This window comes from Pseudomonas zhanjiangensis (genome assembly GCF_041027545.1).
GTDB classification, from domain to species: Bacteria; Pseudomonadota; Gammaproteobacteria; order Pseudomonadales; family Pseudomonadaceae; genus Aquipseudomonas; species Aquipseudomonas zhanjiangensis.
This window is the reverse complement of record NZ_JBFTEG010000015.1, coordinates 69,001-84,176: the sequence shown is the minus strand read 5'-3', so window position 1 is coordinate 84,176 and position 15,176 is coordinate 69,001. Positions and strand designations below refer to the sequence as shown.

Here is a 15,176-nt window from a genome sequence, read left to right as displayed (position 1 = left end):
TCAGGGCCCTCCAAAACACACCAGACGTTCGGCCATCTGCGTCGCCTCATGCAGTTGACCCAGCCCGGAAAGCTCCCAGGGCGCCGCCAGGTTGGCGGCTGGCCGGCCATAACGCTGGGCTTCTTCGGCATTCAACACGCCGCGACGCAAGGCAGCGGCGATGCACACCACGCCATCCAGGCCGTGCTCCTGAACGAATGCACGCCACTCCCCGGGCAGGTCCAGCTCGTCCTGGGCGCTCACCAGGTTGCTCGAGGCCGCGTGTACGGCCTCCTGATAGAAGAACAGCCGGACGATCTCATGGCCGCCGGCCAGTGCCGCCTGGGCGAAGCGCAGGGCGCGCCGCGAGGAGGGCGCGTGAGGGGCGGAAAAGAGGGCGATGGCGAATTTCATGAGGCGTCCAGCGAGTAAACCTGGCGGGAATGATAAGGCCTGAGCGGGCAAGATGCTCGCGACGAACATGAAAAAGCCCGCCAAGGCGGGCTTCATATGGGACGCGCCAGCGATCAGTCGTCGCCCATGATGCCAAAAAGCTGCAACAAGCTGACGAACAGGTTGTAGATCGATACGTACAGACTGATGGTCGCCATGATGTAGTTGCGTTCACCGCCATGGATAATGGCGCTGGTCTGGAACAGGATGCAGGCCGAGGAGAACAGCACGAAACCGGCACTGATCGCCAGCTGCAGGCCGCTGATCTGGAAGAACAGGCCCGCCAGCATGGCACCGATCAGGACGAAGAAGCCGGCAGTGATGAAACCCGCCAGGAAGCTCATGTCCTTGCGCGTGGTCAGCACATAGGCCGACAGGCCGCAGAAGACCAAGGCGGTCATGCTGAAGGCCGAGCTGACCACTTCGGCACCGTTGGCCATGCCCAGGTAACGGTTCAGAATCGGCCCGAGCGTATAGCCCATGAAGCCGGTCAGGGCCAGGGTGGAAACCAGCCCCCAGGGCGAGTTGCGCAGTTTGGCTGTGAGGAAGAACAGGCCATAGAAGCCAATCAACACCACAAGGAAATTCGGGTAGGGCACATTGGCGCGCTGCGCCATGAATGCCACCAGGCCGCTGAAGGCCAGGGTAATGGCCAGCAGACCGTAGGTGTTGCGCAGGACCCGGCTGACTTCCTGTTGCTCGACCTGTGCGTGGCTGAGCGCGTAATCGTGTTCGTGCATGGCGACACTCCTGTAAGGGCTGGTGAATCCGTGACCTGAGTCGAAAAGGATCATAACAGAGCCCCCCTCGCTGCCAAGTCTAAGAGTTTGACAGTGTGTTGCGTTCCGGTAATATTGCCGCCCGCACCAACGCCGGAAGCGTGGCAGAGCGGTTGAATGCAACGGTCTTGAAAACCGTCGAAGGGGAAACTCTTCCGTGAGTTCGAATCTCACCGCTTCCGCCACTTCTCTGCAATCAGTCTCCAGGCCATCATCTTTCGTTATTCCTCGCGCCGCGGCGACAGGATGATGCAGATCACTCCGGATGCTCGAGCGCCCGCTCAGAAGCCCGTCGTCGAACATCGGTTCCACCGATCGCTATCACTCCATTGCCCATACCCTGCTAGGTCTGCACTGCTCTTTTTTGCTAATCTGGGCGACGGCGAAAACGCCCTCCATTAGACTGCTGTTTTTGAGACGCTCGATGAGGAGTCCGCTTGATTAGGGTGCTGGTGGTCGATGATCACGATCTGGTACGAACAGGCATCACGCGGATGCTCGCCGACATCGATGGTCTGCAGGTGGTGGGCCAGGCCGAGTCGGGTGAGCAGTCACTGATGAAGGCTCGAGAGCTCAAGCCAGATGTGGTCCTGATGGACGTCAAGATGCCGGGCATCGGCGGCCTGGAGGCAACCCGCAAGCTGATTCGCAGTCATCCCGACCTCAAGGTCGTCGCAGTGACCTCCTGCGAAGAGGATCCGTTTCCCACCCGCCTGCTGCAGGCCGGCGCCGCGGGCTACCTGACCAAGGGCGCAGCACTCGAGGAGATGGTCCAGGCGATTCGCCTGGTGTTCGCCGGCCAGCGCTATATAAGCCCGCAGATTGCCCAGCAACTGGCGCTGAAATCCTTTCAGCCGCAGAACAACGGCACGCCCTTCGATCTGCTGTCCGAGCGCGAGATCCAGATTGCCCTGATGATCGCCGGATGCCAGAAGGTGCAGAGCATCTCCGACAAGCTGTGCCTGTCGCCGAAGACGGTGAACACCTACCGTTATCGGATCTTCGAGAAGTTGTCGATTACCAGCGACGTGGAGCTGGCGCTTCTGGCCGTGCGTCACGGCATGGTCGATGCCAACAGCTGACATGAGCGCGCCGTTCGATTCCAGCGCGTTTCTCGCCACCTGCAGCAGCCGCCCCGGGGTGTACCGCATGTTCGATGCGGAGGCCAAGTTGCTGTATGTGGGCAAGGCGAAAAACCTGAAGAACCGCCTGGCCAGCTATTTCCGCAAGAGTGGCCTGGCCCCCAAGACAGCGGCCCTGGTCGGCAGAATCGCCCAGGTCGAAACGACCATTACCGCCAATGAAACCGAGGCGCTGCTGCTCGAGCAGACGCTGATCAAGCAGTGGCGACCGCCGTACAATATTCTGCTGCGCGACGATAAGTCGTATCCCTACGTATTTCTTTCCGATGGCGAGTTTCCCCGCCTGAGCATCCACCGTGGCGCCAAGCGGCTCAAGGGACGCTACTTTGGTCCCTATCCCAGCGCCGGGGCGATCCGCGAGAGCCTGGGGTTGCTGCAGAAAGCCTTTCTGGTGCGCCAATGCGAGGACAGCTTCTTCAAGAACCGCACTCGTCCGTGCCTGCAGTACCAGATCAAGCGCTGCAAGGGGCCTTGCGTCGGCTTGGTCGACCCGCAGGAATATGCCGAAGACGTGCGCCATTCGGTGATGTTCCTCGAGGGACGCAGCAATGCCCTGAACGATGAGCTCTCCGGCGCGATGCAGCAGGCAGCTATGGCCCTGGATTTCGAGCGCGCCGCCGAGTTGCGCGATCAGATCGCCCTGCTGCGTCGCGTGCAGGATCAGCAGAGCATGGAGGGCGGCAGCGGCAACGTGGATGTGGTCGCCGCCATCGTCAATCCGGGCGGTGCCTGCGTGAACCTGATCAGTGTGCGCGACGGCCGGGTGCTCGGCAGCAAGAACTTCTTTCCCCAGGTGGCGATCGAGGAGGAGGGGAGCGAGGTGCTGCTGGCCTTCCTCGCGCAGTACTACCTGAGCAGCCAGGAGCGCGATCTGCCGGACGAACTGATCGTCAATGTGCAGCACGAAGACTTCCCGACCCTGATTGCCGCCATCGACGAGGCCCGTGGTCGCGAACTGAGCATCAGTTATCGTGTGCGCGGCACCCGCGCACGCTGGCAGCAGCTGGCCGTGACCAATGCCGAACAGGCCCTCGGGGCGCGCCTGGCCAACCGCCAGCATGTGGCCGCCCGTTTCGAGGCCCTGGCCGAGGCACTGCGGCTCGATGAGGTTCCGCAGCGCCTGGAGTGTTTCGACATCAGCCACTCCAGCGGCGAGGCCACGGTGGCGTCCTGTGTGGTGTTCGGCCCGGAGGGGCCGCTGAAGTCGGACTACCGACGCTACAACATCGAGGGCGTCACCGGCGGCGACGACTATGCCGCGATGCACCAGGCGTTGACTCGACGCTTCAGTCGAAGCAAGGAGGGCGAGGGCAAGCTGCCGGACATCCTCCTGGTCGACGGCGGCAAGGGCCAGCTGGCGATGGCGCGCGAGGTTCTCGAGGAGCTGGCGGTACCCGAGCTGACGTTGCTCGGTGTCGCCAAGGGCACCACCCGCAAGCCCGGCCTGGAAACCCTCTATCTCAACGATGCGGCCCATGAGTTCACCTTGCCGGGTAACTCGCCGGCACTGCACCTGATCCAGCAGATACGCGACGAGTCGCATCGTTTCGCCATCACCGGGCACCGCGCGCGGCGTGGCAAGGCACGCCGCACCTCCAGCCTCGAGGGGGTCGCCGGCGTCGGGCCGAAGCGGCGGCGCGAGTTGCTCAACCACTTTGGCGGCCTGCAGGAATTGTCGCGCGCCAGCAGCGAAGAAATCGCCAAGGCGCCCGGGATCAGTAAAAAGCTTGCCGAGCAGATTTATGCCGCCCTGCACAGCGAGTAGAATGCCGGCTCACCTTGCCGCCCAGTTGTGCCGATGAATATCCCCAACCTGCTCACCGTCTTGCGCGTTCTGCTGATCCCGATCTTTATCCTGCTGTTCTATTTGCCGTTCAGCTGGAGTTACTGGGCGGCCAGCGCCGTGTTCGCGGTGGCCGCGGCTACCGACTGGCTCGATGGCTACCTGGCGCGTCGCTGGGAGCAAAGCACGCCCTTCGGCGCCTTCCTCGATCCGGTCGCCGACAAACTGATGGTGGCCGTGGCCCTGGTGCTGCTGGTGGCCGAGCATGCCAACCTGTGGTTGACCCTGCCTGCGGCCATCATCATCGGTCGTGAAATCGTCGTTTCGGCGCTGCGCGAGTGGATGGCCGAACTGGGCGCGCGCGCCCACGTGGCGGTATCCGATCTGGCCAAATGGAAAACCGCGGCGCAGATGGTCGCGCTCATCATGCTGCTGGCCAATCCGCCGTTGCTGACGTTCTGGGTGTTGCTCGGCTATGCGCTGCTGATCGTTGCCGCCGTCCTCACCATGTGGTCGATGGTGCAGTACCTGATGGCGGCCTGGCCGCACCTGAGCACCGCCGCCGAGAAGAAATAAACTTTTTTGAATCAAGGGGTTGACTGGGCCGTTCGAATCTATAGAATGGCGCCCGTCACCAAGACAAGCGGGAATAGCTCAGTTGGTAGAGCACGACCTTGCCAAGGTCGGGGTCGCGAGTTCGAGTCTCGTTTCCCGCTCCAGTTTCAACGGGCCGTTAATGACGGCCCGTTTAGTTTCAAGGCTGAGTAGCAGAGTGGTTATGCACCGGATTGCAAATCCGTGAACGCCGGTTCGATTCCGACCTCAGCCTCCAAACAAAGCCCCGTAGATCAAGGATTTACGGGGCTTTTTTATTGCAGTTTGGAAATCTTGCGAGCCGCGCCCGGGCTGTATATAGTCCTGGCCTCGCTTTATCGCTCTACCGCCCGAATGGCGAAATCGGTAGACGCAAGGGACTTAAAATCCCTCGGGGGTAACCCCGTGCCGGTTCGATTCCGGCTTCGGGCACCAATAAAATCAAGGGCTTACCGTTTTGGCGGTAGGCCCTTTTTGTTGGGCGATGGGCGGAGGGGAAAATGGATGCTATCCGGTGGGCAGGCACAACTGGAGGGAGAGGGCAGTCGAGGCTAGCGCCCCGAATCGCCGATCAATCCCTGTCCAGCGTATTTATGGTCGGGCAGCCCGCCTTCCCACCGCCTTGGTCGCATTGCCGGATCAGGCGGTCTAGGGCGCCTCGCATAGCAGCCAGGTCGTCTATCTTCTTTTCGATTGCTTCGCGCTTGTGTGCAGCCAGTGCTCGTGTTGCGGAACAGGCGCTCGCCCCATCCAACGCCAGCAGATCCTCGACCTCCGACAGGGTGAAGCCCAACGCCTGCGCACGCTTGATGAAATGCAGCCGCCTCACCATCTCTTGCGGATAGCGCCGATGGCCCCCCAAGGGTTTGCTCGGCTCGATCAGCAGGCTGCGCCGCTGGTAGTAGCGGATCGTCTCAACAGTCACGCCCGCCGCCTTTGCCAACTGACCGATGGTCAATCCGACTGCCATCGAGTGCTCCTTGATTCCGTACTGGGGTACGGGGTTTAGACTAGCACTCAGGCAGTCAAGCTTGAGGAGATGCGAATGCAGATGACCGGGGGTGGCTCGCTGATTGCGGGCGCACTAGCGGCTATCGGCGCGTCGCTGTGTTGCGTCTTCCCGCTGGTGCTGCTCATGCTCGGCATCGGCGGCTCGTGGGTGGCGAGGCTCACGGCCATGGAACCGTTTCGGCCCTTCTTCATCGCGCTGACATTGCTGTTTCTCGGGCAGGCTTTTCGCAAGCTCTACCTGGCGCCGCCAGTCTGCGTGCCTGGCGCAACCTGTGCCGATCCGCGCCGACTAAAGCGTCAGCGGCTCGTGTACTGGATAGTTGTGATGCTGTTACTCGGCCTGCTGCTCGTGCCGTGGTTCGCACCACTGCTCTATTGAAGGAGATCAACCATGCGCCAAGCCCTGATTGTCCCGCTGCTTGCGCTGCCGCTCATGGTGCTGGCGGCGCCTGTGCAAACGGTCACCCTCGAGGTGCAGAACATGACCTGCCCGGTCTGCCCGATTACAGTCAAAAAGGCCCTGGAGAAGGTGGCCGGAGTGAGCCATGTGCAGATTCAAATTGAGCAGCAGACGGCCAGCGTCACCTATGATCCCGATCAGGTGCAGCCTGAGGCATTGATCGAGGCGACCGCACATGCCGGCTATCCTGCCAGCCTGCAGAAGTGAGGTCAGGATGAGCGCTGTCGTTCTTGAATCCGTGTTGACCTGTCCGCACTGCGGTTTTGCCAGGCAGGAGACCGTGCCGAGCGACGCCTGCCTGTTCTATTACGAATGCCATAACTGCAAGGTGCTGCTACGCCCGAGGCAGGGTGATTGCTGCGTATTCTGTTCGTATGGCTCGGTGAAGTGTCCGCCCGTCCAGCAGCAGTCCCGCCAAGGCCTGGAGAAGTTCAGGTAGATCCCTGGGGCCTTGTATCGGTCCAGTCTTTCCCAATCCAGCTACGGAGCCTGAGCAAAAGAGCTGCGAGCCCCACGGCTTCACGCTGATGCCGAGTTTTTCGGATGTGCGCAATCGAGCCGTCGGCGTTCAAGCCGCCCCCCAGGCATCGCGTTGCTGAGCCTATTGAGGGAGGCGAGTAGGGCGGGGCTCGCCCGTGTCCAGTGCCAGCCACAGGAAAGGGGGGCTGCCACAACTCGGACTTGTTTCTGTCATGACAGTGCCATGCCTATTGGCTGCAATCGTTGCAACTCATCTGGAGGGGCGGCGATGCGAATCTGCGTGATCGGGGCAGGCTATGTGGGCTTGGTGGCGGCGGCCTGTTTTGCCGAAATGGGCAATCGGGTGATCTGTGTCGAGCGCGACCCCGAGCGGCTCGCCCGCTTGGCGCGCGGTGAAGCGCCGATCTACGAGCCAGGGCTGGAACCCATGCTGAAGACGCACCTGAACAGCGGCCAGCTGAGCTTTTGCCGACAACTGGAGCAGGGCACGGCCCGGGCGGAGGTCATCTTCATTGCCGTCGGCACACCGGCCGGCGAGGATGGCTCGGCGGATCTGTCGCATGTGCTGGCGGTGGCCGACGAACTGGGTGAGCGCCTGGAGCAGGCCTGCGTGGTGGTAGACAAGTCCACGGTGCCGGTCGGCACCGGCGAACGGGTCGCCCAGCGCATCAACAGTGGTCTGAGCCGACGCGGCAAAGGCTTTCGTGTGGTGGTGGCGAGTAACCCGGAGTTCCTCAAGGAAGGTTCGGCCATCGCAGACTTCATGCGCCCGGACCGGGTCATCATCGGCTGTGACGATGAGGCCAGCGCCCTGGTGCTGCGCCGCCTGTACGCTCCCTTCCTGCGCAACCACGAGCGCTTGCTGTGCATGGGCCTGCGCGCCGCCGAGTTCACCAAGTATGCGGCCAATGCCTTTCTCGCCACCAAGATCTCCTTCATCAACGAGATGGCGGGACTGTGCGCGCGGCTGGACGTCGATATCGAACAGGTGCGCCGCGGCATCGGCAGCGACAGGCGCATCGGTACCCATTTCATCTATGCCGGCTGTGGCTATGGCGGTTCCTGCTTTCCCAAGGACGTGCGCGCGCTGATTCGCACGGCCGAACACGAAGGGATCGAGCCTGGCATCCTGCGCGCGGTGGAGGCGCGCAACGCCCTGCAGAAGACCCTGCTGTTCCAGGGCCTGCGCGAGCACTTCGGCCAGCATCTGCAGGGCCGGGTGGTGGCGCTATGGGGCCTGGCGTTCAAGCCGGGTACCGATGACCTGCGCGAGGCGCCCAGCCTGGTGCTGCTCGATGCGCTGCTCGCCGCCGGTGCCAGCGTGCAGGCCTGCGACCCGGTCGCCATCGCAGCCGTGAGCGAACGCTATGCCCAGGCGGTCAGCGGCGGTCAGCTGCGCCTGAGCGAGTCGCCCTACGCGGTGGCAGAGGGTGCCGACGCCCTGGTCCTGGTGACCGAGTGGAAGCAGTTCCGCCAGCCGGACTTCATCCGTATACGAGGGGCGATGCGCATGCCGGTGCTCTTCGACGGGCGCAATATCTACGATGCTAAGTACTTGTCCGAGCTGGGTTTTCTCTACCGCGGCATCGGTCGGCCGGCGCTCGGGCGTTGTATGGTCAGTGCAGCCTGATAGACTGCGTCGGCATTTGCTAACTGTTAAGGAGTCCCATGATCAAGAAATGCTTGTTCCCGGCCGCCGGTTACGGCACCCGCTTTCTGCCTGCAACCAAGTCCATGCCCAAGGAAATGTTGCCGGTGGTGAACAAGCCGCTGATCCAGTACGGCGTCGAAGAGGCGCTGGACGCTGGGCTGACCGAGATCGCCATGGTCACTGGACGCGGCAAGCGCTCGCTGGAAGATCATTTCGATATCAGCTACGAGCTGGAACACCAGATCCGCGACACCGACAAGGAGAAATACCTGACCGGCATTCGCCGCCTGATCGACCAGTGCACCTTTTCCTATACCCGCCAGGTCGAGATGAAGGGCCTCGGCCACGCGATCCTCTCGGGGCGCCCACTGATCGGCGACCAGGCGTTCGCCGTGGTGCTGGCCGACGACCTGTGCCTGAACCTGGAGGGGGACGGCGTGCTGGCGCAGATGGTCAAGCTGTACAACCAGTTCCGCTGCTCGATCGTGGCTATCCAGGAAGTGCCGCCGGAAGAAACCCACAAGTACGGAGTGATTTCCGGCGAAATGATCCGCGATGACATCTACCGGGTGAACAGCATGGTCGAGAAGCCCAAGCCGGAAGATGCCCCCTCGAACCTGGCGATCATCGGCCGCTATATCCTGACGCCGGACATCTTCGAGCTGATCGAGCAAACCGAGCCGGGCAAGGGCGGCGAGATCCAGATCACCGATGCGCTGATGAAGCAGGCCCAGAACGGCTGCGTGCTGGCCTACAAGTTCAAGGGCCAGCGTTTCGACTGCGGTGGTGCCGAGGGCTATATCGATGCCACCAACTTCTGTTTCGAGCACTTCTACAAGGCCGGCAAAGCCAGCTAGGCCGAGCGCCGAGTGAATCGGAAGCCACCCGCGGGTGGCTTCTTGCGTTCAGGGGATCGGCATCGCCTCCGAGCCCGGGCCTAGCGGTTGCCCATAGCTGAACTCCACGTAATTGCCGGCCGGATCGCGCAGCCCGCAGTAATAGCCGACCGGGTAGGGCTCGTCACGCGGCGGCCAGATCAGGCAGCCGGCGGCCTTGGCCCTGGCGGCCAGTGCATCGACCTGTTCGCGGCTGGCCACGGCAAACCCGAAGTGGCTGTAGTCGTCCTCGGCCAGCTGGCGATCCTGACCGCCAGGCATGATCACCAGGATGAAGGCGTGCTCCTTGCCGGGTTCGGCCATCCAGACGATCTGCGAGCCCTTGCCGGGGCGCTGGTGGATCACCCGCATGCCGCAGAACTCGCTGTAGAAGGCCACGCAGGCATCCAGATCAGGAACGTGCAGGGCCAGGTGAGTGAGCGTGGGGGACATCGAGATTCTCCCGTTGGGTACCCTGCAAGCATAGGCTTTTCGATTCAGGATTAGGCGACGCTTGGGTTATGCTGGCGACCCGCTAAGGAGGCTTCAGATGACCTACGACTTCGACCTGTTTGTGATCGGTGCCGGTTCCGGTGGTGTGCGTGCAGCGCGTTTTGCGGCGGGCTATGGTGCCCGCGTGGCTGTCGCCGAAAGCCGTTACCTGGGCGGCACCTGCGTGAACGTTGGCTGCGTACCGAAGAAGCTGCTGGTCTACGGCGCCCACTTCGCCGAGGATTTCGAGCAGGCCCAGGGCTTCGGCTGGTCATTGGCCGATGCCCAGTTCGACTGGCCGACCCTGATCGCCAACAAGAATCGCGAGATCGAGCGCCTCAACGGCGTCTACCGCAACCTGCTGGTGAACAGCGGCGTGACCCTGTTGGAAGGCCATGCCCGGCTGCTCGACGATAACCACGTTGAGCTGGACGGTCAGCGCTACAGCGCCAAACACATCCTCATCGCCACCGGCGGCTGGCCGCATATCCCGGACATCCCGGGGCGCGAGCACGCCATTGGCTCCAATGAAGCCTTCTTCCTCGAGCAATTGCCCAAGCGCGTGCTGGTGGTCGGCGGTGGCTACATCGCCGTCGAATTCGCCTCGATCTTCCATGGCCTGGGGGCCGAAACCACACTGCTGTACCGCCGCGAGCTGTTCCTGCGCGGCTTCGATGGCGCCGTGCGCCGGCATCTGCGCGACGAGCTGAGCAAGCGCGGGCTGGATCTGCAGTTCAACAGCGACATCGAACGGATCGACAAGCAGGCCGATGGCAGTCTGCTGGCGACCCTGCAGGACGGTCGCACCCTAGAAGCCGACTGTGTGTTCTACGCCACCGGGCGGCGCCCCATGCTGGATAACCTGGGCCTGGAGAACACTAGCGTCGAACTGGACGAGCGCGGCTTCATCAAGGTCGATGAGCAGTTCCTGACCAGCGCTTCGTCGATCCTGGCCATTGGCGACGTGATCGGCCGGGTGCAGCTGACCCCGGTGGCCCTGGCCGAAGGCATGGCCGTGGCGCGCCGGCTGTTCAAACCGGAGGAATACCGGCCGGCGGACTACCAGAGCATCCCCACCGCGGTCTTCAGCTTGCCGAATATCGGCACGGTCGGCCTCACCGAGGAGGAGGCGAAAGCGGCGGGGCATAGGGTCGAGGTCTATGAAAGCCGTTTCCGGCCGATGAAGCTCTCGCTCACCGAGTGCCAGGAGCGCACCCTGATGAAGCTGGTGGTGGATGCCGACAGCGATCGCGTACTGGGTTGCCACATGGTCGGCCCGGAGGCCGGGGAGATCGTCCAGGGCCTGGCCGTGGCGCTGAAGGCCGGTGCGACCAAGCGCGTCTTCGATGACACCATAGGCGTCCATCCGACCGCCGCGGAGGAGTTCGTCACCATGCGCACCCCGGTAGGAGACTGAAGCCGCCATGGCGCAACTCTTCTACCTCTCCGACCTGTTCGGTGTCGCCGTATTTGCCATCACCGGCGCCCTGATGGCCGGGCGCAAGTCCATGGACCTGTTCGGCGTGCTGGTGATCGCGGTGATTACCGCGCTGGGTGGCGGCACCTTGCGTGACCTGATCCTGGACAACCATCCGGTCAGCTGGATTCGCGACGACACCTACATCGTCGTCGCCTCCCTGGCCGCGGTCGGTACCGTGGTCTGGGTGCGCCTGACGCAACCGATTCACGAGCGTGGTCTGTTGCTGGCCGATGCCTTCGGTCTGGCGGTGTTCACCGTGATCGGCACCGAGGTGGCCCTGCAGCACCAGGTGCCGTACAGCACCGCGGTGATCATGGGGGTGATGACCGGCGTCGCCGGCGGGGTAATGCGCGATGTGATCTGCAACGAGATCCCGTTGATCTTCCAAAAGGAGATCTATGCCACGGCCTGCATCGTCGGCGCCCTGGCCTTTATCGGCCTGCGAGCGCTCGATACCCCGCACTGGCTGGATACCGGCATCGCCATGCTCACCGTGCTGTTCATTCGCCTGGCGGCGATTCGCTGGCGCGTCTCGCTGCCGCGCTTCCACTTGCTGGATCGGGACTGACAACGATCGAGCGCCAGGATCGGCTGGCGCTGACCGTGATTGAATTCGCCCGCACGTTACAGTCCGATCGGCCGGTGTTGGGCATAGGCCCCCGAAACCGTCGAGCGATGTTCCATCACCGCACCGTCACTCGATGAGCTTATCGGCCACCTGGCCGAGCCGGACTAGCCCGGGCGCATCGCCGCCTGCTACATGTCCAAGCGCTGCAGAAAGGCACATTCGCCATCACAGGGGCCCTGGCACTCGCAGCCGCGGTGGCTGCGCCGGGTCGCCAATTCCATCCGCCGCGCCACGGCCGGGTCGTCGGCGAAAGGCAACATCCGCGCTTCCTCGAGGCCTCGCCGGCCAGGGCCGAGAAGACAGGCGTGTACGGCGCCGAAAAACAGGGTCAGGCAGAGCAGTGACCAGAGTTCATTGTCCATCGTGCGCACCTCTCGTTCTGGTGTGTCAGGCTATACGGGCATTGAGCCGCTGACTGACCGGATCGCCGACCCGGACGGTGCGCCACGTGTTGTAGGCCATCAAAAGCATCCCGGCCAGGAAGAACAGGCCGCCCACCATACGCACCACGAAGCCGGGGTGGCTGGCTTCCAGGGCTTCGACGAAGGAGTAGGTGAGAGTGCCGTCTTCGTTGATTGCGCGCCACATCAGGCCCTGGGTGATGCCGTTGACCCACATTGAGGCGATGTAGAGCACGGTGCCGATGGTGGCCAGCCAGAAGTGCGCGTTGACCAGGCCGATGCTGTGCATCTGCTCGCGACCATGGAGTTTCGGAGTCAGGTGGTAGAGGGCGCCGAAGGTGATCATCGCGACCCAGCCGAGAGCGCCGGCATGCACGTGGCCGATGGTCCAGTCGGTATAGTGCGACAGGGCGTTGACCGTCTTGATCGCCATCATCGGGCCTTCGAAGGTGGACATTCCATAGAAGGCCAGGGATACCACTAGGAAGCGTAGTGTCGGGTCGGTGCGCAGCCGGTGCCAGGAACCCGAGAGGGTCATCATGCCGTTGATCATGCCGCCCCAACTCGGCGCAAGCAGGATGATCGACATGACCATGCCCAGGCTCTGCGCCCAATCCGGTAGCGCGGTGTAGTGCAGATGGTGCGGGCCGGCCCAGATGTACAGGGTGATCAGCGCCCAGAAGTGCACGATCGACAGGCGATAGGAATAGATCGGCCGATTCACCTGCTTGGGCACGAAGTAATACATCATTCCCAGGAAGCCGGTGGTGAGGAAGAAGCCCACCGCGTTGTGGCCGTACCACCACTGCACCATGGCGTCGGTGGCGCCGGAATATACCGAGTAGGACTTGAACCAGCTGACCGGGATCGCCAGGTGATTGACCACGTGGAGGATGGCGATGACCACAATGAAGGCGCCGAAAAACCAGTTGCCTACATAGATGTGCTTGGTCTGGCGACGCATCACGGTCCCGAAGAACACGATGCCATAGGCAATCCACACCACGGCCATGAACAGCGCGCCAGTGAATTCGAGCTCCGCGTACTCCTTGGTGGTCGTGTAGCCAAGGGGCAGGGTGATCAGCATGGTCAGAATTACCGCCTGCCAGCCCCAGAACGTGAAGCTCGCCAGGGCGTTGGCGTACAACCTTGCCTGGCAGGTGCGCTGTACCGCGTAGTAGCTCGCGGCAAACTGTGCACTGCCGGCAAAACCGAAGATCACCAGGCTGGTATGCAGCGGGCGCAAGCGGCCGAAGCTGGTCCAGGGCAGATCGAAGTTGAGCGCCGGCCAGACCAGCTGGGAGGCGATCAGCAGTCCTGTTGACATCCCTACGACGCCCCAGAAGATGGTCATGATGACGAACTGACGTACAACTCGGTAGTTGTAGTGCTCTGCAGCGTTCATGGAAGAACCTATCTATCAGTTGAATTGGCCGGATCCGGGATCGGGCCCGGCGATGGCCACTGTAGAAAGCTCGGGCCGGACAAAACAGCCTCAGATAAAACGACTTATTGCGGATCAGAATGAGCTGATGATGCGCCCGAGCATGGCCATCGCCTGCTCGCATTCCGGTGTCCAGGGGTAGCCGTAGTTCAGGCGCGCGCAATTGCCGAAACGGCGAGTGGCCGAGAAGATCGGCCCGGGCGCCAGGCTGATGCCCTGGGCCAGGGCCAGCCGGAACAGCTGGAGCGAGTCGACCTGCAGGGGGAACTCGAACCAGAGGAAATACCCCCCGCCCGGGCGGGTCACCCGCGTGCCTGTCGGGAAGTGCCGGGCGGCGGAGGCGAGCATCGAGGCCTGCTGGCTCTCCAGCAGATGGCGCAGCTTGCGCAGGTGGCGGTCGTAGCCGCCGTGTTGCAGGTAATCGGCCAGGGCGGCTTGGGCCGGCACCGAGGGCGAGATGGTGGTCATCAGCTTGAGCCGGCTGATCTGCTCGGCATAGCGCCCGCCGGCGACCCAACCAACCCGGTAGCCGGGGGCCAGGCATTTGGAGAACGAACCGCAGTGCATGACCAGGCCCTCGCGGTCGAAGCTCTTCACCGGCTTGGGCGGCTGAGCGCCGAAGTAGAGTTCGGCATAGACGTCATCCTCGATCAGCGGCACCTGATGGCGCTGCAGCAGCTCGTAGAGGGCGCGTTTCTTCGCCTCGTTCATGCTCGCGCCCAGGGGGTTCTGCAGGCTGCTCATGAACCAGCAGGTCTTGATCGGCAGCTGTGCGAGGCTGTCGGCCAGGCTGTCCAGGTCGATGCCTTCGCGCGGGTGCACGGGAATCTCCACCGCCTTGAGCTTGAGGCGCTCCAGCACCTGCAGGGTGGCGTAGAACGCCGGGCTCTCGATGGCTACCAGATCGCCTGGCTGGGTCACGCACTGCAGGCAGAGGTTGAGCGCCTCCATGGCGCCGTTGGTGATCACCAGTTCCTCGAGCGGCAGCATCACGCCGCTGACCATGTAGCGCAGGGCGATCTGGCGGCGCAGGTTGGGGTTGCCCTCGGTCATGTCGGCGATCACCGCATGGGGCGACAGCTCACGCAGGCTCTGAGCCATGGAACGGCCCAGGCGCTGCAGGGGGAACAGGTCCGGGCTGGGAAAGGCCGAACCGAAGGCAACGGTGTTGGGGTCCTTCAGGGAGCCGAGTACCGAGAACACCAGTTCGCTGACGTCCACATCGGTGGTGGCCGCCTGGGTCGCGGCGATGTCCGGTTCCTGCAGCTTGCGCTGCGCATGTTCGCGGACGAAATAGCCGGAGCGCGCCCGGGCGACGATCAGCCCGCGGCTCTCCAGCAGGTAGTAGGCCTGGAAAACCGTGGACGGGCTGACGCCATAGGTGCGACTGGCGTGGCGCACCGAAGGCACCTTCTCGCCGGGGGCCAGGACGCCGGTGCGTACCAGTTCCGCGATCTCGTCGGCAAACTTCTCGTAGCGCTTCATCTTGTCCTGGCCCAATACCGCCGCGGAGGGAGCCCCATA

General features: G+C 63.0%; 17 protein-coding genes and 4 tRNA genes. 14 read left to right on the top strand and 7 right to left on the bottom strand.

The window, feature by feature from the left end; genetic code table 11:
- Together tusD and AB5S05_RS17275 are read right to left on the bottom strand one after the other, a co-directional pair.
- A complete protein-coding gene (tusD, locus tag AB5S05_RS17280) occupies positions 1–393 on the bottom strand; it encodes a sulfurtransferase complex subunit TusD (protein ID WP_369288758.1) in 393 nt (130 codons plus the stop codon).
- A 113-nt stretch (positions 394–506) separates the two neighbouring features.
- On the bottom strand, positions 507–1,172 hold the full coding sequence (locus AB5S05_RS17275) for a Bax inhibitor-1/YccA family protein (protein ID WP_369288757.1): 666 nt from the start codon (positions 1,170–1,172) through the stop codon (positions 507–509).
- A 134-nt stretch (positions 1,173–1,306) separates the two neighbouring features.
- On the opposite strand from AB5S05_RS17275, the gene AB5S05_RS17270 reads away from it, so the two are divergent.
- From AB5S05_RS17270 to AB5S05_RS17240, 7 genes are all read left to right on the top strand, one after another.
- A tRNA-Ser gene (locus AB5S05_RS17270) sits at positions 1,307–1,396 on the top strand.
- A 252-nt stretch (positions 1,397–1,648) separates the two neighbouring features.
- Entirely contained in the window at positions 1,649–2,293 is a 645-nt protein-coding gene (gene gacA, locus AB5S05_RS17265; protein ID WP_369288756.1) for a response regulator transcription factor GacA, read from the top strand.
- 1 nt (position 2,294) lies between these two features.
- Positions 2,295–4,118 (top strand): excinuclease ABC subunit UvrC, encoded by a 1,824-nt coding sequence (uvrC, locus tag AB5S05_RS17260; RefSeq protein ID WP_369288755.1) that lies wholly within the window; start codon positions 2,295–2,297, stop codon positions 4,116–4,118.
- A gap of 33 nt (positions 4,119–4,151) precedes the next feature.
- The gene (gene pgsA, locus AB5S05_RS17255) at positions 4,152–4,712 is read left to right on the top strand and encodes a CDP-diacylglycerol--glycerol-3-phosphate 3-phosphatidyltransferase (protein ID WP_369288754.1); all 561 of its coding nucleotides are present in this window, start codon (positions 4,152–4,154) and stop codon (positions 4,710–4,712) included.
- A 67-nt stretch (positions 4,713–4,779) separates the two neighbouring features.
- Positions 4,780–4,855: transfer RNA gene (locus tag AB5S05_RS17250), tRNA-Gly, on the top strand.
- Positions 4,856–4,894: 39 nt separating this feature from the next.
- Positions 4,895–4,968 (top strand) — tRNA-Cys (locus AB5S05_RS17245).
- 110 nt (positions 4,969–5,078) lie between these two features.
- A tRNA-Leu gene (locus tag AB5S05_RS17240) sits at positions 5,079–5,165 on the top strand.
- A gap of 136 nt (positions 5,166–5,301) precedes the next feature.
- Here the strand turns inward: AB5S05_RS17240 and merR are convergent.
- Positions 5,302–5,700 (bottom strand): mercury resistance transcriptional regulator MerR, encoded by a 399-nt coding sequence (merR, locus tag AB5S05_RS17235; RefSeq protein WP_369288753.1) that lies wholly within the window; start codon positions 5,698–5,700, stop codon positions 5,302–5,304.
- A 75-nt stretch (positions 5,701–5,775) separates the two neighbouring features.
- Here merR and AB5S05_RS17230 point away from each other — a divergent pair, with 75 nt between their 5' ends.
- The 5 genes from AB5S05_RS17230 (at position 5,776) to galU (ending at position 9,189) form a co-directional block, all read left to right on the top strand.
- Entirely contained in the window at positions 5,776–6,120 is a 345-nt protein-coding gene (locus AB5S05_RS17230) for a mercuric transporter MerT family protein (RefSeq protein WP_369288752.1), read from the top strand.
- A 12-nt stretch (positions 6,121–6,132) separates the two neighbouring features.
- A complete protein-coding gene (locus AB5S05_RS17225) occupies positions 6,133–6,408 on the top strand; it encodes a heavy-metal-associated domain-containing protein (RefSeq protein ID WP_369288751.1) in 276 nt (91 codons plus the stop codon).
- Positions 6,377–6,640: a GDCCVxC domain-containing (seleno)protein gene (locus tag AB5S05_RS17220; protein WP_500180979.1), complete on the top strand. Its 264-nt coding sequence runs from the start codon at positions 6,377–6,379 to the stop codon at positions 6,638–6,640. Before AB5S05_RS17225 ends, AB5S05_RS17220 begins: the two co-directional genes overlap by 32 nt.
- 309 nt (positions 6,641–6,949) lie before the next feature.
- Entirely contained in the window at positions 6,950–8,311 is a 1,362-nt protein-coding gene (locus AB5S05_RS17215) for a UDP-glucose dehydrogenase family protein (protein ID WP_369288749.1), read from the top strand.
- Between the two features lie 38 nt (positions 8,312–8,349).
- Entirely contained in the window at positions 8,350–9,189 is an 840-nt protein-coding gene (galU, locus tag AB5S05_RS17210) for a UTP--glucose-1-phosphate uridylyltransferase GalU (RefSeq protein ID WP_369288748.1), read from the top strand.
- 48 nt (positions 9,190–9,237) lie between these two features.
- Here galU and AB5S05_RS17205 read toward each other — a convergent pair whose 3' ends face one another.
- Positions 9,238–9,660, bottom strand: coding sequence for a VOC family protein (locus AB5S05_RS17205; RefSeq protein WP_369288747.1), 423 nt, complete (start codon positions 9,658–9,660; stop codon positions 9,238–9,240).
- A 97-nt stretch (positions 9,661–9,757) separates the two neighbouring features.
- Between AB5S05_RS17205 and gorA the strand changes: the two genes are divergently transcribed.
- Together gorA and AB5S05_RS17195 are read left to right on the top strand one after the other, a co-directional pair.
- Positions 9,758–11,116, top strand: a complete 1,359-nt coding sequence (gene gorA / locus AB5S05_RS17200; protein ID WP_369288746.1) for a glutathione-disulfide reductase — start codon at positions 9,758–9,760, stop codon at positions 11,114–11,116.
- A gap of 7 nt (positions 11,117–11,123) precedes the next feature.
- Entirely contained in the window at positions 11,124–11,747 is a 624-nt protein-coding gene (locus tag AB5S05_RS17195; RefSeq protein WP_369288745.1) for a trimeric intracellular cation channel family protein, read from the top strand.
- Positions 11,748–11,935: 188 nt separating this feature from the next.
- Here the strand turns inward: AB5S05_RS17195 and AB5S05_RS17190 are convergent, their stop codons facing one another.
- The 3 genes from AB5S05_RS17190 to mapR all read right to left on the bottom strand — a co-directional run bounded on the left by AB5S05_RS17190 (position 11,936) and on the right by mapR (position 15,137).
- Positions 11,936–12,169: a cbb3-type cytochrome c oxidase subunit 3 gene (locus AB5S05_RS17190; RefSeq protein ID WP_369288744.1), complete on the bottom strand. Its 234-nt coding sequence runs from the start codon at positions 12,167–12,169 to the stop codon at positions 11,936–11,938.
- A 25-nt stretch (positions 12,170–12,194) separates the two neighbouring features.
- Positions 12,195–13,613: a cytochrome-c oxidase, cbb3-type subunit I gene (gene ccoN, locus AB5S05_RS17185; RefSeq protein WP_369288743.1), complete on the bottom strand. Its 1,419-nt coding sequence runs from the start codon at positions 13,611–13,613 to the stop codon at positions 12,195–12,197.
- Between the two features lie 114 nt (positions 13,614–13,727).
- On the bottom strand, positions 13,728–15,137 hold the full coding sequence (mapR, locus tag AB5S05_RS17180) for a GntR family transcriptional regulator MpaR (RefSeq protein WP_369288778.1): 1,410 nt from the start codon (positions 15,135–15,137) through the stop codon (positions 13,728–13,730).
- Between the last annotated feature and the right edge of the window lie 39 nt (positions 15,138–15,176).